Here is a 23,601-nt window from a genome sequence, read left to right as displayed (position 1 = left end):
TAGTCTTGCCGTCGGCAGGGGCGCAGGCGGTCTCAACGTTTTTTTGTGGTCTTGTTTGTGATTGCCAAACGGACGCGCCTCCCCGACGGATTGGTATATGCCTCTCTTGTCATGTTATTCCATATCATATATGCCGCTCGTAACGTTATAAAATCACACAGAGGATCCGATGGCCAGAAATCTCCTTCCAATATCGATCTCGGCTGCACTGATCGGTGGGACGGCAATCGCGGATGTTCCCAACGTCGCTGTCGACATAGCGCCGGTTCATTCTTTGGTAGCACGGGTAATGGACGGTGTCGGCACACCTGATCTGATTGTTCCTCCGGGTGCGTCGCCACATGAGTACAACCTGCGCCCTTCGGAGGCCGCAGCCCTGCAGGAGGCTGATCTGGTTTTCTGGCTGGGCGAAGATCTGACGCCGTGGATGGAAGGCGCAGTCCAGACTCTCGCCGAAGGGGCGACTGTCACGACCCTGCTGGAATCGGACGGCACTGTTCTTCTTGATTTCCGTGAAAATGCGTTGTTCGAGGCGCATGACCATGGAGATGAAGGCGACCACGGTCACGACGACCATGCTGAAGACGAGGGTCACGACGATCATGACCATGGTGATGAGCATGCCGAGGAAGGCGAGCACGCGCATGAAGACGAACATGATCATTCCGAACACGATGACCACGATCATGACGACCATGCCGAACACGATGGACACGCTCACGGCGCACATGACCCGCATGCTTGGCTGTCACCGGTAAACGCTGAAACCTGGCTGAACCTGATCGCGGCGCAGTTGTCGGCCGCTGACCCGGATAATGCGGGTGCTTATTTTGCCAACTCTGCCGCCGCGCGTGAAGAAATGGCTGCGCTGTCCGCCGAGGTTGCCGAAACACTTGAACCGGTTCGTGGCCGCAGCTTCATCGTGTTTCATGACGCCTATCAGTATTTCGAAGACGCATTCGACTTTCCGGCCTCGGGCGCGATTTCAATCGGTGATGCAACCGACCCCAGCCCGGCACGCATCGCAGAGATACAGGGGCGCATTCGCGAAGAAGGCATTGATTGCGTTTTGGCTGAACCTCAGTTCAATCCGGGAATTATTGACACCGTTCTGGGGGGGACCGACGCCAATACCGCTGTGATTGACCCTCTCGGGTCTGATCTTGAGCCCGGCGTGACCCTCTACCCGCAAGTCATCCGCAACATGGCCAAAACATTGGCCGGGTGCCTTTGATCTGCTTAGTTAGCCCAGCCGAAGTTAAAGCGCAGGCAGGGCTTAACGCCGTCAGGGGCAATGCAGTTTGCCAGTGCTCGTGTTCCCAGTGACAGCGTTGTCCCTGACGCACACAGGTTGAGTGCTCCTGCGTCGCTTGATCGACACGGGCACCGCGCCGCACATCCAGATCTTCGACAAGGTCGAAATATCCGATGGCACTTGATCTCGGGCAAACTTCGAAAGGGATTTCGAGACCGATTGAAGCAACTGCCCTGAGGGGCACGAGCGCATGAAACGAAGACACAAAATACTTCGAGATTCAGTGTTGCTGTCGGATCCCGATCTCTGAAGCGCTCAACAAATTGCCAAGAACAAGTTACGTCACGATTGGGAGTTCAAGTGTGAGGCTTGCTCCGCTTTCGGCGTTGTTGATGGAAACCTGTCCACCGTGGCGCTGTGCGACGGCGGAGACGATCGAAAGCCCCAGCCCGCTTCCCTCGGAATGTTCCAGTTGCGAAAACCGCCCGAATGCCACATCGCTCTGGTCAGGTGTAAGTCCCTTGCCGTCATCAGACACAGTTAACAGCACCGAGTCATCACTGCAGCGCAGAGTAACGGAAATTCTGCTCAACTTATCCCCGCCATGTTTGAGGGAATTGTCCAACAGGTTTTTGATTGCCTCGCCCAGAAACACCCGATCGCCGGACACCATGACGCTTGTGTCAGGCATCGTGACATCGAACTCGATCCCTTTTGCAAGGATGTGAACGCCCATCTCGGCGCAGGCCTCTTCGACAACCGATCGGAAATCGCAATCGCCCATTTGTTCCTGATGCGTCGGGTGCCTAAGACGTTCAAGCGACAACAATTGTTCCGCCACGGTTGCCGAATTTTTGGCAGCCGTCACCAGTTCCAGTATTCGTTGCTCCTTGTCATCGTCGGTTTTCGCATCCCGAAGCGCTTCGGCCATTGACTGCACGGCTGCGGCGGGGTTTCGCAACTGATGCGCCGCTTCAGAAATAAAGGTCTGATGGGCGCTGATACTACGTTCGACTTGGCCAAAAAGCCGGTTCAGCGTTCTGACTATGCCCTGCACTTCAATCGGTACGGGGCGCTTGATCTCGCTAAGGTCGTCCGCTGATCGCAGGGCGATCGCGTCCTGTAAGTCAAGCAACGGTCGCAGACCTCGCGCAACTCCGAACCAGACGACCAGAGCCAGCGTGACAAGCAGGATGCCCATAAGGATCGCTGCGCGCACAGACAATTGATTGGCAAACGAATTGCGGTCAGCCATCAGTTGCCAGGCCGTCACGGTTGCGTCACCTACCAGGTTTTCCAGTGTCACACGCTCGGTCATTCTGAGAACACGAACGGGTTCGTTGCGATAGATGGCCTCAAAAAAGTGCGGTTTGTAAGGGTCTTCGTGGGTAATTGCGCCCGGGGACGGAGGATATGCATACCCCGTCACATAGATGCCGCCGGGTCCTGTAACGTGGTAGAATATCTCGCCTCCGGACGCATCACGGATAAAGCTTCGCGTCGAAGGTGACAGCGCGTCACCGCCGGAAATGGCGACGTCTCTGGAAATCGCCAGACCTGCGGACAGGAGACTGTCATCAAACAGTTCCTGCGCAGTGCGTTGAGCGACGGCAAATCGCCAGACCCCAAGCAATACAGCCAGCACGACAAGCGGTGTCAGGATCAAAAGAAACAGCCGGAGCCGGAGCGAGCTGTGCTGGATCACTTTTGCACCTCAAGCAAATATCCCAGCCCTCGTGCGGTCTTGATGGCGATGCCAAGATCCTGAAGCCGCTTGCGCAAACGCGACACGTGGGGTTCAACGGCCGAGTCGTCCACGTCTGCACCAACGCCATAGACGTAATCGGTCAGCTGACCCTTGGGCACGATCCTTCCCCGCCGCTCCAACAGGCATTCCAGCACCGCCATTTCCCTGCGCGGCACATCGAGAATTTTCCCTTGTACGCTGACCTGACGCGCTCCTCGGTCGAACTCCAGACGACCAATCGTTTCTTTCTCGCCATAGTCCAGCTGTTTGCGCCTTGAAAGTGCGCGTATGCGCGCCTCCAGCTCGTCCATCTCAAACGGTTTGACCAGATAGTCATCGGCACCCATGTCCAAACCTGTGACCCTGTCGCGAGTTTCCGAGCGGGCCGTCAGAAGAATTACAGGCGCACCGTCACCTCGGCCGCGCAGGGCTCGCAAGATTTCAAGCCCCGACCGACCGGGCAGATTGATATCCAGAACGATCAGATCCGCGCCTTCCTGTTCAAGATACAATTCTGCCGCATCGCCATCGGTCAACACGTCCGCTGCATGGCCACGATCACGCAGGCGGTAGGCAATGGCGTTGGCGAGAGTTTCATTATCTTCGACGATAACGATCCGCATCAGATCTCCTGCAAGTTTCGCGCAAGGTTGGCCCTTCATGATTGCCAGATGGGAGGGGGAATCAACCCCACAGTTCTATTTGCGATCATGGTGGTGCGAGAGGCGCCTTCGTGGTTGTCTGGTCAACAGGGAGGATCCAATGACCGTATCCAACTTTACCCGTCGCGCTGTCGTGGGGCTGATCGCCGCCGCCGGCATCGCCGCGCCCGCCACAGCCGAGGTCGATTTCTCGGGCAAGACCATCGAATGGGTGATCCCGTTTTCGGAAACGGGTGGCTCTGCCAAGTGGGCCAACTTCTTTGCACCGCTACTGTCCGAAGCGCTGCCGGGTCAGCCGACCGTCGTGGTGAAGTTCATGCCCGGCGCGGGGTCTACCAAAGGCGCGAACTGGTTCCAAGAGCAGAGCCACGATGATGGCACGCTTCTGTTCGGTACATCGGGTTCGACCCAGTTTCCGTACCTGCTGAGCGATCCACGTGTGCGCTACGAATACAATGATTGGATTCCGGTCATGGCTTCGGGAACCGGCGGAGTCGCTTACTTGAACGCAGAAGATGGCGCCAAGTTTGACGGGTCTGCCAACGCGCTGAAGGACACTAATTTCATCTACGGCTCGCAGGGCGCAACCCGCCTGGACCTGGTGCCACTGCTGGCCTGGCAGATGCTGGGCATGAATGTCGAGCCGGTGTTCGGCATCAAGGGCCGCGGCGATGGCCGCCTGATGTTCGAGCGCGGCGAGGCCAATATCGATTATCAGACGTCTTCCGGTTATCTGGGGGGCTCGGCGCCATTGGTTGAGGCGGGTCAGGCCGTTCCGATGATGACCTGGGGTGCGTTGGATGCTGATGGCAATATCGTACGCGACCCCACCTTCCCGGATATCCCGACCTTCAAAGAGGTCTGCGAAGCGACCGATGGATGTGAAACCAATGGCGAGGCCTGGGATGCGTGGAAAGCGTTCTTTGTCGCGGGCTTCCCGGTTCAGAAGCTCGCCTTCCTTCCCGGCGATACCCCGCAGGAGGTCGTGGACACCTATACCGCAGCCTTCCAGGCTGTGACCGAGCGGCCGGATTTTGCCGAAATTTCATCCAAGCGAGTTGGCAAGTATCCGGTCTTTGTCGGCGATGGCTCGAAGGCTGCACTACAGACCGCAACGAATGTGGACGACAATGCCAAGCAATACGTCCTGAACTGGCTGAAAGAAGCCTACGGCGTCGAGCTGAACTAGGCCGACGACTCGCAGCGCGCGCCCTCAACGCTAGGGCCGCGCTTTTTGACTTCTACCAAGATTAAATGAAAGGCGGCCGCTATGGAGGTTTTCGCCACAGCTCTTCCTGCGTTTGGTGATGCGTGGGGCTTGATCCTGCAACCCATCGTTTTGGGCTATCTTGTGCTCGGCGTAGTCATGGGGTTGGCCGTTGGTGTCTTTCCGGGGCTGGGCGGCATTGCCGGCCTGTCCCTGTTGCTGCCTTTCATGTTCGGAATGGACCCGATCCTGGGTCTGGCGCTGATGATCGGAATGGTCGCTGTTGTGCCGACCTCTGACACCTTTGCCTCGGTTCTGATGGGCATTCCTGGCAGTTCCGCCTCGCAGGCGACTGTGCTGGACGGCTTTCCGATGGCCAAAAAAGGTGAGGCCGCGCGGGCATTGTCCGCGGCCTTTGCGTCGTCGCTGTTCGGTGGACTGGTCGGCGCGACTTTCCTGACGATGTTCATCCTGGTGGCGCGACCGATCGTTCTGGCCTTTGGCCTGCCGGAAATGTTGATGATCACCATTCTCGGCCTGTCGATGGTCGCCATTCTGGCCGGGCGTATCCCGCTAAAGGGCGTAGCCGCCGCAGGTCTTGGCCTAATGGTCGGTACAATAGGCGAGGCGGATGCGGGCGGGTCGCTGCGCATGGCGACCTATGACATTCCCTATCTGACGGATGGCCTGAAACTGGTGATCGTCGGCTTGGGCATCTTTGCTGTCCCGGAAATCGTCTCCCTGCTGCGGCAAGACCGATCGATTGCCAAGGGGGCCTCGCTGGGGGCCGGATGGCTGGACGGTGTCAAGGACTGGGCGGCGAATATCTGGCTGTCGGTCCGCTGTTCGATCATCGGGGTGGTCGTTGGCGTCATTCCCGGTCTCGGGGGGTCAGTCGTCGACTGGATCGCCTACGGCCACTCGGTTCAATCCACCAAGGACAAGAGCAACTTCGGCAAGGGCGAAGTGCGTGGCGTCATCGGGCCGGAAAGCTCGAACAACGCCAAGGAGGGCGGCGGGCTGGTGCCAACCCTGCTGTTTGGCATCCCCGGATCTGGTTCGATGGCGATCTTCATCGGCGCGGTGGCGCTGCTGGGGTCGGGGGATATCGAGGTCGGCCCGAGTATGCTCAAGGACAATCTCGACATCACCTATTCGATTGTCTGGTTGCTAGCTCTTGCCAACGTGGTGGGCACCATCCTGTGTATCGCAGCCTCGGGTGGGATCGCCAAACTGACAACAATCCGCTTCACTTATCTGGCGCCGTTTCTGTTCATGCTGATCAGCTTCGCGGCATTCCAGTCCGGTCAGAACTTTGAAGACCTTCTGGCCCTGTTTGTCATCGGCCTGATCGGCATCTTCCTGCGCCGTTTCGACTGGTCGCGCCCGGCCTTCCTGATCGGCTTCGTGCTGTCGAACCCGGTTGAGAAGTTCACCAACCAAGCCTTCCAGATCGCCTCGTTCCGGTTCCGCAAGAGCTTTGGCGAAGGCATGGAATACGTCTTCAGCCCGATCGTAATAATTTTGATCGTGGTCACGGTTGTTTCAGTTATTCTCGGCATTCGACAGGCCAAGATGATCATGGCCGAAGGCGACGTGCAGGCGGGAAACAAACGCGCGCCGCTGGTCTTCCTGCTGGTGATCATGGCTTATCTGATCGTTGCCCTGGTCAACGCCAACATGATCCCCGACTACAACATGACAGACAAGATCATCCCGCTTGTGATCGGCAGTGTCTCGCTGTTTTGCTGTGTCGTTTTGCTGATCCAGATGATGCGGCGGCCCGAGGGTGATGCGATCTTTGCCGACAAGGAAATCGCTGGTGAAGATGCCAACGCACCTCATGGCCTCTGGTCCACACTGGCGTGGTTCGCCAGCTTGATTGCGGCCACGTGGGTCGTTGGTTTCATCCTTGCCCTGATCGGGTTCTTGATCGCTTTCTTCCGCATTCGTGCCGGGTCAAGCTGGCAAATGACCCTGATCCTGACCGCCTGTGGCATCGGCTTCATGTGCATCATGGCGGGCGCGCTGAACCGGGATTTCCCGCCGGGTCTGCTGCAGGACATGGTGGACCTGCCATGGCCGCTGAAATGAGCCGCGCCATGACAGGTCCGACGACCTCCTTGGTTTCACCCGATGAGAGGGGCGCGCTATGACCCAGAAGGCAATCCCTTATGTCTTCATGCGCGGTGGAACCTCGCGCGGTCCCTATTTCCGCAGGTCGGACTTGCCAGAGAATCTGGATACCTTGGCGGAAGTTTTGATTGCTGCAATCGGTGCCGGGCATCCGTTGAATATCGACGGCATCGGCGGCGGCGCGGCTGTGACAACCAAGGTGGCAATGCTGTCGGCGAGCGAGGATGACTGGGCGGATATCGACTATTTCTTCGCTCAGGTCTCGGTCGAGGAAAAGCTGGTCGATTTCAAACCCACTTGCGGGAACATCCTGTCCGGGGTCGGCCCTGCGGCGATTGAGATGGGTCTGATCGAACCGCAAGGCGATGAGACGGAAATCTGCGTGCGCGCCGTCAACACGGGCGCACAGGTGCTGTCCAAGGTACAGACACCGGGCGGTCAATTGACTTATGAAGGCGACGTCGAGATCGCGGGCGTTCCGGGTCACGCTGCCCCTGTGCAGCTTAGTTTCATGGGCGTTGTAGGCTCATCCACCGGTGCGTTTCTACCGACGGGGAACCTGCGCGATACCGTTCAGGGAATCGAGCTGACCTGCATGGATGTTGCCATGCCCATGGTCATCGCACGCGCCGAGGATTTCGGTCTGACGGGCTATGAAAGCGCCGAAGAACTGGACGGTAATCGCGAGTTTTTTGACCGGATGGAGGCGGTTCGGATCGAGGCCGGTGAAAGGATGGGGATGGGGGATGTGTCCCAATCGGTAACCCCGAAATTCGGCCTTCTGTCGCCCGCCCGAGACGGCGGAACAATCGCTGTCAGGTATTTCATGCCATGGAAGACCCACCCGACGATGGCGGTCACCGGCGCGCAGTGCATGGCCTCTTGTGCGCTGACGCCGGGGACTGTTGCGGATGGGCTGTTGCAACGGGCTGAGACGGGGCCTGCCGAGGTCGTGCTGGAACATGCATCGGGAACGATCGACGTTCTGGTGGATTTTTCCGCCGAAAACGGCTTTGCCCTGAACGCGGCGGGCCTGGTGCGCACTGCGCGCAAATTAGCGGATGGGCATATCTATGTACCCGAAAGTGTCTGGACCGGGAGTTGATCGGGCTTTAAGAATAATGTATACAAAGGTATACAAAAAGGAGTATCACGATGAACGATTACTCTGAATGCCTCGAAATCGCGCGACAGGAACTCAGGCTGGCACTGGCAGCTTTGCGACGGGACATGGCGGATTATCCGACACCGATTGCGGGCTGTGATGAGCAATTCAATCACCTGCTGGATCAAAGCGAACGTGTCCGCAATGCACTGTCGGCGCTTGAAGCTCCGCATTTTGTTCCCACACCTCGAAAACTGGAAACCGGGCGGGGTATCGAAAGCCGATGAAAGTTCACATTCTGGATGACTGGTTTGACACGCTGCGCGGCCTGCCTTGTTTTGCCAAACTCACCGACCATGATGTGACAGTCTGGACAGACCACGTTGAAGACACCACCGTATTGGCGTCTCGCTTGCAGGACGCTGAGGCAGTGGTCCTGTTTCGCGAACGCACCAAGATGACCCGTGAGTTGCTGGAACAATTGCCCAACCTGCGCCTGATCAGCCAGCGCAGCGTGTATCCTCATGTGGACGTTCAGGCCTGCTCTGATCACAATGTGCTGCTTTGTTCGAATATGCACGGCGGCACACCATCTTTCGCTGCAGCCGAACTCACGTGGGCACTGATCATGGCCGGGATGCGGGACTTGCCTGCACAAATGGCGTCGGTCAAGGCAGGTCGCTGGCAAGCCGGAGTTGGCAAGACACTGCGTGGGCGTCAGCTGGGACTTTACGGCTATGGCCGTATTGCCCGCGCGGTTGCGGGTTACGCCGAAGCCTTTGGCATGAACGTCACCTGGTGGTCCTCCGATGACGGCCGCGCACGCGCCAGAACCGATGGCGCACCCGTCGCGCCCAGCCGCGCCGAATTCTTTTCCGGCAGCGATGTCGTCTCGGTTCATGTTCGCCTGAAGCCAGAGACCAAAGGGATCATAACAGCGGGTGATTTTGCCGTGATGCAATCCGGATCACTTTTCGTGAATACATCCCGGGCAGGGCTGATCGAGCCCGGCGCATTGCTGGATGGGCTCAGGAAGGGCCGCCCCGGCAAAGCCGCCATCGACGTCTTCGATTCCGAGCCGCTGACCGACCCGAACGACCCGCTGCTCTCGCACCCCAACCTGATCGCGACGCCGCATATCGGTTTCGTCACCGAGGACGAGTTCGACCTGCAATTCGCCGACATCTTTGATCAGGTCAACGCGTTTGCCGAAGGTGCACCGATCCACATGATCAATTCGGAGGTCTGGCCCCGCGCAAAGTAGTGTTGGCTGCGTGTCTCGCATGGGTACAGCCACGCTATGGGCTCTTTCTTGCGTCGATTAATTTCAAAAGAACGGTTTCGAGCCCAAAGGATACTCCTGCTGCATATTTGGAAGATTCTTGGGTAGCGGATCAATATGTGAGATGGTGGAGCCTAGGGGAAACGCCGCCGAACGCCTAATGCACTGATAGTAAACACTATTGTAGTGTGTTGGTTTGCAGTGTGTCTCACCATAGTGCCACACTTAGAAGTGCACAACCTGCTACGTTGAACTGTGCATTTCCAAACCTGTGCTAGACCTACTGTCTTCTATTCGTGCGGTAGGTTGCGACTGGCCTGCATTTGTTGAACGTCGTCAGGCCAAGTGGAGCGTATGTAGCCCAGTATGTCCCATATATCTTCGTTAGTCAGGGTGCCCTCAAAGCCCGGCATGCCACTGTTGAAGTCTTTGATACCGCGTGCTGCCAAAGCATCTGCCCCACCTAGTTTGGTGTACTCGAACAGTAGCTGATTATCATGATGCCATGTGTGTCCTGTCACGTCATGTGGTGGTGCGGGTAACACTCCGTCATCATCGGGTGTTTGCCAGTTAGGTTGGCCTTCCAGATTAACTCCATGGCATGAGGCACAGTGCACTGCATAAAGTTCCTGCCCATTTGCTAAGTCTCTGTCTATCAACTCATGATCTGCAACGGCGCTTGTACCACTGCAGCATAAAACCAGTGCATACAGGTGTTTGTTCATCTCTTCATACCTTAACTCGGATGCGTTAGCACGCTCGTGAGTGTCGCCGTTGTCGCCAGCACAACTAGTACGATTATTGCCTCAAGCTCGATGGATCGGGCTAGGTGTTGCGCTGCCTCAGCCTCTCCACCTCGCATGGCCGGAACAAATCGGAGCTTATTGGCAGCGGCGAGGATCAACAGCAGTGCCACAAGAAACACTTTGAGCAACAGTGCCCGCCCGTAGCCAGTAAACAAGAGCCCTTGGAGATTGCCGACGAGCAACCAAGCCATCCAGAGGCCTACCACGATTAAAGCCGGCACAACCAATGCAGCAGTTTGCCCAAACCTATGACCTAGTTCAGCAGCATCTGTCAGGTGTTCAGGCATGAGAGCCATACTCCGCAGCGGGCTAAAGATGCCCACCCAGAAGGCTACACATAGCAGGTGCAACAGGAGCAAGAGTTGGACGCCAAAACTCTCCAGTTCGGGCACGTGCCCGATCTGTGCAAAGGACCACAAAGCCACCGTGCCACCCAACAATGCGACCCATAGACCAAAGCGAGGAACAGACAGTCCTACAAGGATCATCACTGCGCCGATAAGGCGGTAGGCAAGGACGTCGCCCACGGATGTCTGCCAAAGTAGACCAAGCATCTCTGGATCGACCATGCCGTCAAATTCGCCTGTTAAGGCGGCCCCACGAAGCATGAAGCCAACTACCGTTGCGGCGAGAGCAAGGCACGCCAAGGCCCTAGCTTGGCGCATGACCCCTCGTTGTATCGGTGCGACAAAGCCGGAATAGAGGCAGCTAACAATCATAAGCCCGGTGGAGCCCGCAAAGCCAATGTAGAGCCCCAGCTTTGCGAAGACTGCGGCAATACCCCAAATGTCTGGCATGCTCATTCCACGGTAAAGGAAAACTCGCCCTGCATCGCATGGCCGTCTTCACCTAAACCACGCCATTCGATGACATAGGTGCCAGTTCCATTGCTCGGCAGTGGGATCGTGAACTCCTGACCAAAACTTGTCTGGTCGCCCAAATCTAGGCTTACTGCCGAGTGTTCATCATGGGCCATTTCTATCCGTGTCAGCCGGATGTCCTTAGAGAAGTTGAGGCCAATTTCAGCGGGCACAGTGGTTATTGTGGCTCCGTCTGCAGGGGTTGTTTCTTCGACCTTGGAATGCGCCAGTATGCCGCTGGGAAGAACGGCCATGAATGCGAGCGTTACGATCTTTTTCATGGTGCTGTCCTCAATTTATCCCATTGGCACGTTGAATTTCACGAATGTACGCGATCACCATAGCAACGTCACTTCGCGTCAAACCTTCCACGGGCGGCATGTCGCCAAACTGCCAATGATGGCTTCTTACACCTTGTGAAACCGCCCTCTGAAAGGCTTCATCAGCGTGGTGGCTGGGTTCGTATATTTTGTGGATCAGAGGCGGCCCTGCGCCTTCTATACCGACCGCATTCACGCCGTGGCAGGAGGCGCAGGAGACCTCAAAGACACGCTGGCCGATTGCGGCATTACCCTCGATGGGCGGCATCTGAATTGCGACCATAGCATCGCCTTCAAGTGTCTCCTGTGGTTCGGCATCTTCGATTGAACCGGGCCGAAGAATTGTGAAAGCGGCGACGGCAGCGACGGTGCATACGCCAACTAGTAAGTAACTTTTTTTCATGGATTGGTCCTGACATTTTGGGAGCTGGTAGTGTTGCGACACATCGCGAACAGCCGGACGGGCAGGTCGCTTAGGTCCGCAAGGGTTTACACTGCTTTAAAGGTCAGGGGGCCTGTAAGGGCTATCTGGTTCATTCAGCTTGGCTTGAGCCCTAATCTGGAACTCTGGGTCAATATCACGTTGACCCTGCTCGGCTTCACTGTTCTGGGCGAGCAATACAATTGCTTGGCAGACAAAGGGATTGCATTCTCCGGTTCCTGAACTCTCCGGGCCATGATGATGACTAGAAACCGAGACATCACCGCTGTTCGTTGCTAACGCAGAGTGTTCAGCAGGTTCCCTGTGTTCCTCACAATGAATGCCAACGCAACCAATTGATACCGCGTGAGCAACGCCAGCTATACCGGTCAGGATGACCAGAAAGCTAACCAATAGCACAAATGGGTATCGCCGAATTACCATGGTGCTGGACGCTACTGCACAGGAGCGCCCGTGACAACGTAGGCATCCTAGGTATTTTGACGCGATCAGATATACCTTGGGTCCACGGCGGACGTTGAGAACGTGATGTAAATCACTTTCCACTAGATAAAACCGATCGGTCACACCGATATCAACCATAACGTGCAGTGCGGCTGTGGGCTTCTCTGCATGTGTTTTGAACCAAACTATTTACAAGGTCCGATCCTGTGGAAGTTCTGATACTGCTTGTTGTTGCTGTAGTTGTGCTGTTCGTTGTGCGTAGCAGATACCATTCCGATAGAGGTAAAAAGCCGACCTATCAACCAACTTCGGACTTGAGGCGGAGATTGGATGCATCCAGCCTCTTAGTGGTTCAACAGCCCTCACGTTTCGGTGCTGGCAGTGCAGTGCCAAAACCCGCCCCAATAACCGCATTACACTTGCGAAGTAACTTTTTCGGAAACCGATTCGTCGTTTAGCAGCTCTGAAGCTGGATCACCTGTCTCCCGGGTCAGTTCGGTAAAGTTAAAAAGCTCAGACATTTTGTTTTCATGGATACAAATGTGGCGCCAAACAGGCCATGCACCTCTTCAATCGACGCGAATTGCCACATTGCGGTCACAGACCAAAGGCGCATAACTTTTTAGTGAAGTTCGATATGATTTTCCCCCTTAACGTGTGCTGTGAGCTTTGTTAGCGAGAAGCTAATAAAATAAACAAAAGGTTACGGAATGGGTATTTTGAGAACCGCTTTTGGCGGAGCAGTTTTTGCATCTATCGCGTGTGCCGCATATGCCGACGTTCCTGCGGGTATTGCTGCCCTTGAAGCTGGTAATGTTTCGGGCGCAGTCGAGGAGTTTCAGGCTGGTTTTGACGATGGTGATGCAGATGGTGCGTTCTTCATCGGGCGCCTGTTTGAGATGGGTCTGGGAACTGAGCGCGACATGCGCCGCGCTGTCGAGCTCTATAGCGCGGCAGCTGATCAGGGCAGTGCGTTAGCGCAGAACCGGCTCGGTTTGATGTACCTGAACGGTGAACTTGTCTTGCAGGATTATCAACGCGCTGCGGAGTTGATTTGTGCGGCAGCTGAGTCTGGAGATGCCAACAGCGCATTCAACTGCGGGTTGCTATTCGCAAATGGACAAGGTGTGGAACAGGATGCGGCCAGGGCGGTGGCATTCTGGCAGCAAGCCGCAAACCAAAACCACGTGGCCGCAATCAACTATCTGGGTCAGGCCTATCGTGATGGCACAGGTGTAACGCAGAGCTACGAGACCGCGTTCGAGAATTTCTCGCGCACCGGGGGGGCTGGCAACCCTTTGGGGCTCTTTGAGATAGCCAAAGCCTATCAATCAGGCAACGGCGTAGATCAGAATCTCGTCAAGGCACACAGCTACGCCAACCTGGCGTCGGCACGCGGTATGGAAGAGGCCCGTACCCTGCGAGATGCGCTGAACGCAGAGCTGGATCGTGATGATCTGGAGGCAGCACAGAGCTTTGCCCGCAACTGGGAAGCAACGCCGCTGGATCAGGCTACGCAGTAGTAGCGTTTTTAGGTCTTCGAGTTCTCGTCGGTTCAGATTGGTTCATCTGTTATGAAAAACCCTCTTTTTCTCACGGTTGCTGTTATGTGTCTCCTGAGCGGGTGTTTAGGTACATCGCCTGATCGCCTGAAAGAGATATACAGCGTTACCCCCGCGAGCGATGGCGGCTATAAGGCCTCCATAGAAGTGCGCGCAAACCATGCCGCTCAGCAGGATAAATTCAGCCAGAACGCATTCAACGAGATTTGCGCGGGACAAGCGACCATCATGTCCCAAACCGTCTCGGCCCCGTTCGACAAACAGACCACATACACACAAAAGACGTGGAACCCGGCCATTGGCCAATTGGTCCAAACAGCAAGTTTTCCGGTGAACACACCTCATGTTCGTATGACCTACAGGTTTGAGTGCACATGAGGAGCAGTTCTCTATACCCGCTGGCCATCAGCATAGGTATCGCTCTCTTCCAGTCAGCGGCTTTGGCGCAAGAGGTTGAGCCCCCGTCTGCGGACGAGGTGTTTTCGGACTGGCGGGTATTGTGCCAACCGGTGGAACAGGATGTCGCCTGCCAGATGATACAGAGCGTTGCCGCCGAAGAAAATGGCCCGCCAGTATTTCTGCTGAGCGTGTCTGCCGATGAAGACACGGACCAAAGCTATGCAGTCATAACGGTTCCTGTTGGCGTCTATCTGGCTCCGGGCATCGAGTTGCACGTGGACAAACGCCGTCCCTTCAAAGTCTTGTACGAGGTCTGCGATCAGCTTGGCTGCCACGCGGGGTTTCGGATGAACGGCGATGTCCTGGCGGCATTCCGGAGGGGACTGGAAGTCAAGGCCCGAGTTTGGACAGCCCGCGACAAGGCCATTGATTTCCCGGTGTCGCTGCGCGGGTTCACTGCTGCATACAATCGTTTCAGAACGGCGGGGGACAACTGATGGGTTTGCGGTCTCTCTCCCTAACCACAGCACTTGGTCTCTGGGCGATCCTGCCGACGGCAGCAGCCGTTTCAGCGCAAGGCGTATCACCTGGTGACTTGCAGCGCATCGGCAACGAAATTCTTCAGCAGCAAACTCAGCAGACGGAAGAACAGGAACAACGCCGCCGGGAGTTCGAAGAACGTGAGAATGTGGTACAGGACCAAGCCGCTGGAGAGGAGCTCTATGTTCCTCCCCCGGGTGGCCCCTGCTTTGAGATCCGCAGTATTGACCTCGAAGGTTTTGAGGCATTCAAACGTGAGCCCGAAGGCTATCGCGATCTGATTGGCACCTGTGCGACAGCAGCCGACATCGCGCAGACATTGAACCTGATCAACACATTCTATCAGGAGCTGGGGTTCATCACGACCCGTGCTTATGTGCCGGAACAGGACATTGCAGACGGGTCTCTGGCTATCACCATCGTGCCGGGCCGCATCGAAGGCTATGTCTACGGCACCGGCAAGCCAGCGGATGCGCGTCTTTATACGGCCTTCCCGACTGCACGTGGTGACCTTCTGAACCTGCGCGATCTGGAACAGGGGCTGGAGAACATCAACGCACCCCGGTCGGCCAGCGGCCAGTTCCAGCTCGTGCCCGGAGAAACACCTGGCGGGTCCTTCATTCAGGTTGACGTGCAAGACCGACGCCCATGGTACTTGGATTTCCAATTCGACAATTCCGGTTTTGAGTCCACAGGCCGGATCAAAGGCACCAGCACATTTGGACTCGATAACGGGTTAAACCTCAATGACCAGCTGCGGATCGGAATCACCACCACTCCATTTGAGGAGCGCGGGGAGCGCTATTCGGATTCTGTTTCTGTCAACTGGGGCTTGCCGGTAGGCAACTGGCTGTTCAATGCGGATTTTGGAGCGAGCGACTATCGCTTCATCACCCAAGGCATCAACCAATCCTTTGTCACAGAAGGACGCAGCCAGTACCTGATCCTGCTGACTGAGCGCCTGTTGATGCGGAACCAGACATCGAAGGTCTATGCCTACGGTGATCTGAAGCTGAACAGAACTAAAACCTCGATCAACGATATCGAGATCACCAGTCAGCGCCAGCGCCTCACAGTTGCCTCGCTTGGCCTTCGGGGCGAAAGCACCATCGGGCAGGGTCGGCTGTTCTGGAACATAGGTGTGAAAGCCGGGCTTGATGCACTAGGGGCAGACATTCCTGAACTCAGCGTCATCGATCAGGAATTCCGTCTTGTGAAGATCCGCGCTGATTTCTCTTCTCCGCTTGGAAAAAGCGGGCTTACCTATCGGGGTACACTGGCCGGGCAATACTCGGACGATGTCCTACCTGGCATTGAGCAGTTCGGCATTGGCGGCTGGAGCACGGTTCGCGGCTTTCACGACAACAGCCTCTATGGCGATACAGGAATCTATCTCCGCAACACAGTCGAATTGGGTGCCTACAAAGCGCCAAGATTTGAAGTGCGCATGAATGCGGGCCTCGATTTCGGGTATGTCAAACCCTCTGCCTTGCGCCGCTGGTCTCAGGATCACCTGGCCGGTATCAGCCTGGGTGCCGATATCATCATGAACAATAAGGTTACCTTGCAAATGCAGGTGGCGCACGCTTTGAGCCGACCTGACGAGTCCCCACCCAACACCAATCCAGCCTTCGAATCCGACAAGACTGTTGGGTATCTCAGTCTGAGGTTGCAGTTCTGATGAAGCGTTTTGTTGAGCAAAGTAATTTGGGAAGTCGTAACCATGCGTAGTCGTGTTTTCGAGAAAGTCGTTTCTTCGGTCCTGACGCTTGCGTTGACAATACAACCTGCTTTGCTTCATGCGCAGAACATCCAGCCTGTCGGCCCGAACACTGGTCCGCGCCCACATGTCGACCAGTCGCTAAACGGCACAACGGTCATTAACATCTCGACCCCAAATGGCGCAGGCGTCAGTCACGATGTCTACACCGACTTTCAGGCAGATGATCTGATCCTGAATAACTCGGCCACGATCACCAATACGCAGCTTGGCGGTGTGATTGAAGGCAACGGCAACTTGACACCGGGACAAGAGGCCAATCTTTGGATCGGTGAGGTTGTTGGCGGGAATCAGACCCAGCTGGGCGGCATTCTGGAAGTGGCTGGAAAGCGCATGGATGTGGTGGTCGCCAACGAGTTTGGCATCACCTGCAACGGCTGCGGTTTCATCAACACGGGTCGTGCGACGCTGACAACTGGTAAGCCGCAATTTGCTGGCAATGGTGCGCTCACCGGGTTCGACGTACGCCGGGGCACGGTTACAATCGGGGCCGGAGGTCTGAACCCGGAAAACCGGATAGGTCTGACCGACACCAGCCGAGTCGATGTGATTGCACGAGCGGCCGCGATTTACGGCAAGATGCGAGCGGATCAACTTAATGTCGTCGCTGGTGCCAACCAGGTGGACTATAACTGGTCTTACGATCCGGAAACGGGCGCGGTTACCGGGATCACCGAGCAGGCCGGTGAAGGGGCTGCCCCCGCATTGGCTGTGGACGTCGCCGCTCTTGGTGGCATGTATGCCAACGCAATCCGTTTGATTGCCACCGAAAATGGCGTGGGCGTGCGTCTGAACGGGGATATGGCGTCCTCAACCAACATTGCGCTGCGGGCTGATGGGCAGCTTACGCTGGGCGCTCCTGATGCTGGTCATACACCGCAGATCCGTGCGGGCGGGCGCGTCCAGGTCCGCAACCAGGGTCCGATCCTTCTGGAAGGTGCGATCACCTCCGAGAGCGGTGATCTGATCGACATCAGAACCAGCAATGGCGACCTGACCTTCAACGGTCAGGCAGCGGGCGGTGCAATCCGTCTGGAAAGCGCGGGGATGCTGAACATCTCCGGCGCAATTGTCGCGCGCGAAGCGTTTGCGGCTGCATCAACCGGTGCCTCTGCGGTGCTGGACAGCAACTCTGAGGTCTTTGCACAGTCCATCGATGTTGATGCGCTGACGCAACTGACCTTCGATGGCAAGGCGGCCGCCCTTGAGACGGCTTCTCTGACGGCCGGAACCGAGCTTGTAACAGGTGCAAGTTCGGAACTTGTTGCGGAGTCTGTGGCTCTCAACGGTGATGACGCTCAGATTGAAGGTCAGGCTCAGGCGCTTGAAGAGCTGACCATTGAGGCCACAGACGGGTCGGTTACTCACACGGGATCGTCACGGGGGCAATCTGTCACCGTAACCGGTGACGAGATCCGGACAAGCGACGAATCCCAGATCGCTGCTGTCGAAAGCCTGTCGGTGACAGCTCAGGATCAGGCGATCATCGATGGCGATCTGATTGCCGGGCAACAAGCTGATCTTTCGGTGACAGCAGGGGATCTCGACCTCAATGGGATCGTGAACGCGCACAATACACAAGTTACGGTTTCAGGGGTAACCACGCTTGGCGCAGATGCGCTGGCGGTGGGGCAATCCGTTCTCGAGTTTCAATCAGGTTCGCTGAATGGCGGGCTGAATGCGTCACATTTTGATCAACTGCGCGCAGGTGATGGGCTTGCAGTCACGTTGGACACCGGTGGAATTTCTGTCAGTGAATCAGAACGGGTGGAGTTTGACGGAGATCTCCTGCTCGATCTTGGTGGTGATCTGGAAAACCGCGGCACGATAAAGGCGAGTGGCGCTCTTCAACTGCGCAGTGGTTCTGATCTGAGCAACCGCGGCGGTCTGCTGAAGTCCGGTGACACAATGCAGCTGGTCGCCCGCGATGGCACGGTTCTCAACCAGTCCGGGCGCATTGAAGCAGATGGGGGCCTGGCTATTGAAGCAGAGACTTTTGACAACCGTTTCGACAGCATTGTGACACAGCCCTCACAGTCGGGTGTTGAGATATTTGCGGGAACCCCGGACAATAAGACAGCCAGCCGAAGGGTTTCGACGAACCCGGCCGATCTGGAATTGGAAAGCTGTTACACCAGCTCCAGAAGCAATTCGCCCACTCCTAGCAGTTCAAGTTGTGCAACGGTTTATGGTTCCGGTCGTGGTGGCGTGACCTGGAGCACAGGTACTTCTGTTGCTGCTTCGGGGGATAGGCCCGAAGTTCTTTCGGGCGCTGGAATTGCCATTCAGGCGGATAATGTACGCAACGACGCTGGATTGATTTCTGCTGATGCAGGAATCGAGATCCAAAGCTCAAGCTTTGCAAACAACGGTTACCACGACACCAAGGTCACCCATACAGCGACCTATACAAGAAGCGTGACGACAGAGATCAACGAGGGCAGCGGCGGTAGCGACGCCACCTTTTACACACGAACAGAAAGAGTGTCCTATTCACCAGTCTCGCGCGAGACCTCCAACGGGGCAACATCGGAGATTGGCCAAATACTGGCGGGTGGCGCTGTCAACATCAGCAGCGCATCGGTCGTGGCGAATGGCGACATCAGATCCGGAACCACGAGCGTTGTTGCGCCGCGTGATAATTCCGTCGTGACAAGCGCGCCACTGCCTGAATTGGTTGTCTCTGGGTCGTCTTTGACACCGGTTCAACCAGAGCTTCAGGAACTGGCCAGTCTGGATAATTTGATTGGAGAGGGTCGGACCAATTTCGGTACAATCCCAGTCTCTTACGAAGACTTCATATCTTCCGACTATTTTCTGGATCGTCTGCAAATTCAGGACGAGCTGTTTCAGAATATCAACCGACCAGCCGAGTGGAATGGATATCCGGGCGACGGAACCTCATATGAAGGTAGAGATGCAGTTCAGGGTCCGGGAACGGGCTTCAACGGCTTTGGCGACCGGTTCGGCTTGTCAGATACAGGCTTGCTCGCTTCTCTGGACAAAGCCAACACGTCAGACAGCGGTGATCTGACAATCGTTGCCGGCCAGATTACCGGTTCTGGCGGTTCGCTGATTGCCGAGAGTGGCTCACTGTCTCTGACATCTTTCGGGAACATTGCATTCGAAGACACGGAACTCGGCGGCGATCTGGTCGACATCATCACAGGCGGGGATTTCACGGGCAAAGCGCTGGTGATCAGATCCAGCTCTGACACCTCGATATTTGCGGCTGGCAACGTCACTATCGAAGGTCTGGCGCGGACAGAAGAATACTACACCAACACAAGCGTCACCCGGATCACCGATAATCTTGCCTCGCGCTTTGACGTGGGTGGTGACCTGTCGATCATCTCCTCTGCTGACATGACACTGGCCGGTGTTCAGGCGCAGGTCACAGGGGACACGCGGCTGACGGCAGGCGGCAGTCTCTACCTGCTCGCCGAGCAATCCGGCGTGCAATACAGTGAAGGCGATGCGAAGAACGGGACGGATCGCCTGACCCTGACCGCCCAGGTTACGCAACTGTCTACTGGTGGGGACTTCATCGCCAACGCGGGCGGAGACGCGGTACTGGTCGGTACACAGATTGATGCGGGCGGAAAGGCACATCTGGCAGCGGCTGGCGATGTAGTTCTGGCTGCCGCGCAAGACATCGCCAAATCAGAAACCCGCAAAACCAGCAGTGGGTTCCTGTCGAAGAAAAAGGAAACACGGTCCACGCTTGCCGTCACCAACCGGGGTGCCGGGATCACCGCTGGCGGTGACATCGATGTTATCGCTGAGACAGGTGACCTGACCACAGCTGGGACAGAGCTCGCCAGTGCTGCTGGTGATATCAACCTCACTGCGACCGAGGGCAACATCCTCGTCGGCACCTACACCGATGTGTTTGAAGAGACGCATACCAAAGAGAAAAGCTACCTTGGCGGATTGCTGATCAAGTCCAGCCAGTTGCACACGGTCGATCACATCAATACCGGAACCGATGCACTGGCGGCCCTGGATCTGAGCGTCGTTTCGGGCACGGACACAACGCTTGTCGGCGCGACACTGTCTGCCGGCCAGAACCTGAATATCACAACCGGGGGCGATTTCTCGGTGCAGGCCGCCATCGACAGTCACCGTTCCGAGTTCTTCGAGACCGACATGGGTCTGGTCGCCATGACCACGATCACCGAGACTAGCTTTACCGAAACAGCCGTTCTGACCGAATTGCTTGCCGGGCAAGGCATGAGTTTCGACATCGGTGGCGATGCTGAGTTGGTGCTGTATCAAACCGCAGGTGTTGATGCGCCCAACCCGCAAGATCTCTACCCAGAGGAACTTCTGGCCATCGACGGGCTGGAACTGATCAGCCAGGAACTGGCGGATGAATATTTCTATGAAGAGAAGACCCAACTCTCGCCCGCGTTCAAGGCGTTGGTGTCAATTGTGGTGGCGGCGTATGTCGCGCCTCAGCTGGTCGGTGAGTTGCTGCCAAACCTGACCTCGGTAGCCGTCTCCAATGGAGCCAATGCGTTCACTTCAACAGCACTCGTCGAAACGTTGGATGGTGTCGTAGCCGGAGATCTCGATCTGGGCGCGATTCTGGAAGCGGCCACATTCTCCGGTGTATCTGCTGGTCTGACCTCGGGCATCAATCTTAACATCCCTGAGAGCAGCCCCCTGAATGACGCCTTGATTAGTGGTCTTGGTAATCCGCAAGGTCCACAACTCACGGTGGCCGGCATTCTGGAAGGGGCGTTGGACGGCTCAATTTCCTCCGGTCTGAGTTCAGCCGTCTATGGGACTGACTTCGCGGATGGTTTCTCGGCAAGCCTTGTACAGACAGTCACAAACCTTGCGCTGGCAGATGCCCAGTTTGAAATCGGTGGGTTGTTCACTGACGTGAATGGCAACCCCATCAACGGTGGTGAAGGCTCAGCAGGTCATATGCTACTTCATGCGCTCGCGGGTTGTGCCGCCGCCGAAGCCACCGGTGCGGACTGTGCAGCGGGTGCGGCTGGTGGAATTGCGCAGAGTATTTTTGTAGGTACGGATCCTGCGCTCGCAGGGCTGTCAGACTATGAGATTCAAAAACGTGCGGAGCTATTTGGTGCCGTCGCAGGCCTGCTCGCATCTGGGGGCAATGCTGAAAACGTAGCTTCCGCAGCGGCGGTCGCGCAATCCGCAGCCTTGAACAACTATCTGTCACACACAGAAGCGTCCTTGCTGGTCGGTAGCAAGCGTGAACTGGAGGATTGTCAGTCTACCGCTGAATGTTCCGATCAGGAAATCGCTGATTTGGAGAAAACAATCACGCACCTTGAAGGGGTAGACCAGCAACGAGACGAACAGCTGCGTGATGCATGTACCGCAAACCAATCCAGCCCAGCCTGCGTTTCCGCCGTAAAAGATGCATACGTGAAACTTGGTTTGGTAAATCCATCTACTACCAATCCGTTTTCTGCACTAGAAGGGCCAAATCTTTATCAAAGACTTCAAAATGCAGTTCAAAAGTACGGCGAAGAAGGGCTTGCCGAAGCGCCCAATGGCAAACAAAAACTAGAAGTATGGGCAGAGTTCACAGGCACTGCGGAACTGATTGCAGAATACCCTGAAGCATATGAAGCGGCGCTTGGAGAATTTGTAACAGATCGTGCCATTGATGCGACCCTAGCAGTCGTCGGTGGGTTCATTGATGCAGGTTTGACACGTGGAGCGGCGGGCCTGCAGGGAGGCTCGAGCAGAGCATTTTCAACAAAAATTGATGACAAGATTGCAATTGCCGAACATGTTCCATTGCCGGCAGGCATCGCAAAAACCTTTAAAGATGGCCAGTATGCTACTGTAAGGACTACTGTGGATACACCAGTTTATCGAAAATTTGGCGGGGGTGCAGATCAAGCAAAAGCCAATGGTGGATTTGCAGGAACTGAACGAAATCTGGGGCGCGAAGAAACAGCGGTGTACCCGAAGTGGAATAGTACTCAGTTTGAAGCAGTGATCGTAATTCCCGAAGGTACTCAAATTCATATTGGTCGAGTAGCCCCACAGCCCGTTGGATCGACAAATCCCAAATATCGAGGTGGTGCTGATCAAGTACTGTTGCCTCGGGATTATCCGGACGCTTGGATTAAATCTGTGCGCGACGGAAAGACTGGCAAAACCTATACGCTTGATGAGTTCAAATCCGCATATCCCGAGCAGTTCAATTGAGGTGATGTAATGCGAAGTGAGAGAGAAGAGGAGCTTTTGGGGCTTCTGGTAAGAATTCAGGCAGAAATCGCCCAGGCAAAACGCGCCACAATTTACAAAGGTTTGGCAAAATCTATCAATATCCTGCAAAATGAGGATAGAAATGGATATGCTAAAATTGGCAACCATCTACTGAATGACTTCAGGATGTTATATGATAACAGACACGATACTGAGACCCTCAACGAGAATTTTGATCGTGCATGTGAACTAGCTGAGAACCTTTCGAAATCGTGAGCGAGAATGCGCGAGGTCAAGAGAGGTGAACTATAGTGGGCGTTTCAATCAATTTCATTCAGCAGAAGGTATGGGATCTGGCCTCAAAAATTGACGCACCTAAATCGTGCACTACGGTTTTTTCTACGTCGCCGCAGGACGGCCGGCCACATATAGAAATCCAGGGAGATCAATTTCGACTTGTCTACGAAGAGCGGGGCAATGTGTTCGCTGAGAAGACCACGCAGAGCCTCGATCAACTTCTGTATTGGATATTTTGCTCGATCACATCGCAATTGGCACAAGAATATGAATTGCGACATCGTGACGGCTGCCAAGGCACCCGTAGGATTCTGTTCCGCAAGCAGTTGGAGTTGATAAAAAAGCTCTCATCAGCTTGGTATAGCCTTCTAAAGGATGAAATCGAAAACATCCTCGCTGAACACCCTTTCAATGACGAGAGAACTTAATTCTTCCTTCGAAGAAATTCACCCAAACAGCCCCTATCGGGGGCTGAGTTTTTTTCATGAAAGGTGCAAACTGTGTGAGCCTCCCCAACTGAACTGGTCCACCGTTATGTTTAGGAAACGGAGGACCA

General features: G+C 55.8%; 18 protein-coding genes. 12 read left to right on the top strand and 6 right to left on the bottom strand.

Annotated elements, in window-relative coordinates:
- Positions 1 to 169: 169 nt before the first annotated feature.
- A complete protein-coding gene (locus AC2TEL_RS19745) occupies positions 170 to 1,234 on the top strand; it encodes a zinc ABC transporter substrate-binding protein (RefSeq protein ID WP_480906413.1) in 1,065 nt (354 codons plus the stop codon).
- Positions 1,235 to 1,592: 358 nt separating this feature from the next.
- Here AC2TEL_RS19745 and AC2TEL_RS19740 read toward each other — a convergent pair whose 3' ends face one another.
- Together AC2TEL_RS19740 and AC2TEL_RS19735 are read right to left on the bottom strand one after the other, a co-directional pair.
- Positions 1,593 to 2,960: a sensor histidine kinase gene (locus tag AC2TEL_RS19740; protein WP_480906410.1), complete on the bottom strand. Its 1,368-nt coding sequence runs from the start codon at positions 2,958 to 2,960 to the stop codon at positions 1,593 to 1,595.
- Complete coding sequence (locus tag AC2TEL_RS19735) at positions 2,957 to 3,625, bottom strand: response regulator transcription factor (protein ID WP_480844365.1); 669 nt, start codon at positions 3,623 to 3,625, stop codon at positions 2,957 to 2,959. The genes AC2TEL_RS19740 and AC2TEL_RS19735 overlap by 4 nt, the downstream gene beginning before the upstream one ends.
- Before the next feature lie 139 nt (positions 3,626 to 3,764).
- Between AC2TEL_RS19735 and AC2TEL_RS19730 the strand changes: the two genes are divergently transcribed.
- The 5 genes from AC2TEL_RS19730 to AC2TEL_RS19710 all read left to right on the top strand — a co-directional run bounded on the left by AC2TEL_RS19730 (position 3,765) and on the right by AC2TEL_RS19710 (position 9,376).
- Positions 3,765 to 4,853 (top strand): tricarboxylate transporter, encoded by a 1,089-nt coding sequence (locus AC2TEL_RS19730; protein WP_480906408.1) that lies wholly within the window; start codon positions 3,765 to 3,767, stop codon positions 4,851 to 4,853.
- 81 nt (positions 4,854 to 4,934) lie between these two features.
- Entirely contained in the window at positions 4,935 to 6,965 is a 2,031-nt protein-coding gene (locus AC2TEL_RS19725; protein WP_480906405.1) for a tripartite tricarboxylate transporter permease, read from the top strand.
- Positions 6,966 to 7,023: 58 nt separating this feature from the next.
- On the top strand, positions 7,024 to 8,112 hold the full coding sequence (locus AC2TEL_RS19720; protein ID WP_480906401.1) for a 4-oxalomesaconate tautomerase: 1,089 nt from the start codon (positions 7,024 to 7,026) through the stop codon (positions 8,110 to 8,112).
- Positions 8,113 to 8,162: 50 nt separating this feature from the next.
- Positions 8,163 to 8,399, top strand: a complete 237-nt coding sequence (locus tag AC2TEL_RS19715) for a hypothetical protein (RefSeq protein ID WP_480844361.1) — start codon at positions 8,163 to 8,165, stop codon at positions 8,397 to 8,399.
- Entirely contained in the window at positions 8,396 to 9,376 is a 981-nt protein-coding gene (locus AC2TEL_RS19710; RefSeq protein WP_480906398.1) for a D-2-hydroxyacid dehydrogenase family protein, read from the top strand. The genes AC2TEL_RS19715 and AC2TEL_RS19710 overlap by 4 nt, the downstream gene beginning before the upstream one ends.
- 308 nt (positions 9,377 to 9,684) lie before the next feature.
- On the opposite strand, the gene AC2TEL_RS19705 is transcribed toward AC2TEL_RS19710, so the two are convergent.
- Genes AC2TEL_RS19705 through AC2TEL_RS19690 form a run of 4 tightly spaced genes read right to left on the bottom strand, consistent with a single transcriptional unit; the run spans position 9,685 to position 11,783 of the window.
- Positions 9,685 to 10,119 carry a c-type cytochrome gene (locus AC2TEL_RS19705; protein WP_480906395.1) on the bottom strand — a complete coding sequence of 145 codons (435 nt, stop codon included), beginning with the start codon at positions 10,117 to 10,119 and terminating at the stop codon, positions 9,685 to 9,687.
- 11 nt (positions 10,120 to 10,130) lie between these two features.
- A complete protein-coding gene (locus AC2TEL_RS19700) occupies positions 10,131 to 11,003 on the bottom strand; it encodes a copper resistance D family protein (RefSeq protein ID WP_480906393.1) in 873 nt (290 codons plus the stop codon).
- On the bottom strand, positions 11,000 to 11,341 hold the full coding sequence (locus tag AC2TEL_RS19695) for a copper resistance CopC family protein (protein WP_480906391.1): 342 nt from the start codon (positions 11,339 to 11,341) through the stop codon (positions 11,000 to 11,002). Before AC2TEL_RS19695 ends, AC2TEL_RS19700 begins: the two co-directional genes overlap by 4 nt.
- Before the next feature lie 10 nt (positions 11,342 to 11,351).
- Entirely contained in the window at positions 11,352 to 11,783 is a 432-nt protein-coding gene (locus AC2TEL_RS19690) for a c-type cytochrome (RefSeq protein WP_480906388.1), read from the bottom strand.
- Between the two features lie 1,193 nt (positions 11,784 to 12,976).
- Here AC2TEL_RS19690 and AC2TEL_RS19685 point away from each other — a divergent pair.
- The 6 genes from AC2TEL_RS19685 (at position 12,977) to AC2TEL_RS19660 (ending at position 23,473) form a co-directional block, all read left to right on the top strand.
- The gene (locus tag AC2TEL_RS19685; protein WP_480906385.1) at positions 12,977 to 13,789 is read left to right on the top strand and encodes a tetratricopeptide repeat protein; all 813 of its coding nucleotides are present in this window, start codon (positions 12,977 to 12,979) and stop codon (positions 13,787 to 13,789) included.
- Between the two features lie 413 nt (positions 13,790 to 14,202).
- The gene (locus AC2TEL_RS19680) at positions 14,203 to 14,724 is read left to right on the top strand and encodes an invasion associated locus B family protein (protein ID WP_480906384.1); all 522 of its coding nucleotides are present in this window, start codon (positions 14,203 to 14,205) and stop codon (positions 14,722 to 14,724) included.
- Positions 14,724 to 16,448 carry a ShlB/FhaC/HecB family hemolysin secretion/activation protein gene (locus AC2TEL_RS19675; RefSeq protein WP_480906381.1) on the top strand — a complete coding sequence of 575 codons (1,725 nt, stop codon included), beginning with the start codon at positions 14,724 to 14,726 and terminating at the stop codon, positions 16,446 to 16,448. The genes AC2TEL_RS19680 and AC2TEL_RS19675 overlap by 1 nt, the downstream gene beginning before the upstream one ends.
- Positions 16,449 to 16,490: 42 nt before the next feature.
- Positions 16,491 to 22,748 carry a two-partner secretion domain-containing protein gene (locus AC2TEL_RS19670; protein ID WP_480906377.1) on the top strand — a complete coding sequence of 2,086 codons (6,258 nt, stop codon included), beginning with the start codon at positions 16,491 to 16,493 and terminating at the stop codon, positions 22,746 to 22,748.
- A gap of 9 nt (positions 22,749 to 22,757) precedes the next feature.
- Positions 22,758 to 23,024, top strand: a complete 267-nt coding sequence (locus AC2TEL_RS19665; protein WP_480844653.1) for a hypothetical protein — start codon at positions 22,758 to 22,760, stop codon at positions 23,022 to 23,024.
- 35 nt (positions 23,025 to 23,059) lie between these two features.
- On the top strand, positions 23,060 to 23,473 hold the full coding sequence (locus AC2TEL_RS19660; RefSeq protein ID WP_480906374.1) for an Imm63 family immunity protein: 414 nt from the start codon (positions 23,060 to 23,062) through the stop codon (positions 23,471 to 23,473).
- The last annotated feature ends 128 nt before the right edge of the window (positions 23,474 to 23,601 follow it).

The organism is Ruegeria sp. HKCCD9138 (assembly GCF_057220975.1).
The sequence above is the reverse complement of the archived record's forward strand: the minus strand, read 5'-3'. Positions and strand labels throughout refer to the sequence as shown.

Excerpts from the sequence above, each read along its gene's own strand:
- AC2TEL_RS19745 (WP_480906413.1), top strand. The coding sequence starts at position 170 with ATGGCCAGAAATCTCCTTCCAATATCGATCTCGGCTGCACTGATCGGT.
- AC2TEL_RS19735 (WP_480844365.1), bottom strand. The coding sequence starts at position 3,625 with ATGCGGATCGTTATCGTCGAAGATAATGAAACTCTCGCCAACGCCATT.
- AC2TEL_RS19730 (WP_480906408.1), top strand. The coding sequence starts at position 3,765 with ATGACCGTATCCAACTTTACCCGTCGCGCTGTCGTGGGGCTGATCGCC.
- AC2TEL_RS19725 (WP_480906405.1), top strand. The coding sequence starts at position 4,935 with ATGGAGGTTTTCGCCACAGCTCTTCCTGCGTTTGGTGATGCGTGGGGC.
- AC2TEL_RS19720 (WP_480906401.1), top strand. The coding sequence starts at position 7,024 with ATGACCCAGAAGGCAATCCCTTATGTCTTCATGCGCGGTGGAACCTCG.
- AC2TEL_RS19715 (WP_480844361.1), top strand. The coding sequence starts at position 8,163 with ATGAACGATTACTCTGAATGCCTCGAAATCGCGCGACAGGAACTCAGG.
- AC2TEL_RS19710 (WP_480906398.1), top strand. The coding sequence starts at position 8,396 with ATGAAAGTTCACATTCTGGATGACTGGTTTGACACGCTGCGCGGCCTG.
- AC2TEL_RS19705 (WP_480906395.1), bottom strand. The coding sequence starts at position 10,119 with ATGAACAAACACCTGTATGCACTGGTTTTATGCTGCAGTGGTACAAGC.
- AC2TEL_RS19700 (WP_480906393.1), bottom strand. The coding sequence starts at position 11,003 with ATGAGCATGCCAGACATTTGGGGTATTGCCGCAGTCTTCGCAAAGCTG.
- AC2TEL_RS19695 (WP_480906391.1), bottom strand. The coding sequence starts at position 11,341 with ATGAAAAAGATCGTAACGCTCGCATTCATGGCCGTTCTTCCCAGCGGC.
- AC2TEL_RS19690 (WP_480906388.1), bottom strand. The coding sequence starts at position 11,783 with ATGAAAAAAAGTTACTTACTAGTTGGCGTATGCACCGTCGCTGCCGTC.
- AC2TEL_RS19685 (WP_480906385.1), top strand. The coding sequence starts at position 12,977 with ATGGGTATTTTGAGAACCGCTTTTGGCGGAGCAGTTTTTGCATCTATC.
- AC2TEL_RS19680 (WP_480906384.1), top strand. The coding sequence starts at position 14,203 with ATGAGGAGCAGTTCTCTATACCCGCTGGCCATCAGCATAGGTATCGCT.
- AC2TEL_RS19675 (WP_480906381.1), top strand. The coding sequence starts at position 14,724 with ATGGGTTTGCGGTCTCTCTCCCTAACCACAGCACTTGGTCTCTGGGCG.
- AC2TEL_RS19670 (WP_480906377.1), top strand. The coding sequence starts at position 16,491 with ATGCGTAGTCGTGTTTTCGAGAAAGTCGTTTCTTCGGTCCTGACGCTT.
- AC2TEL_RS19665 (WP_480844653.1), top strand. The coding sequence starts at position 22,758 with ATGCGAAGTGAGAGAGAAGAGGAGCTTTTGGGGCTTCTGGTAAGAATT.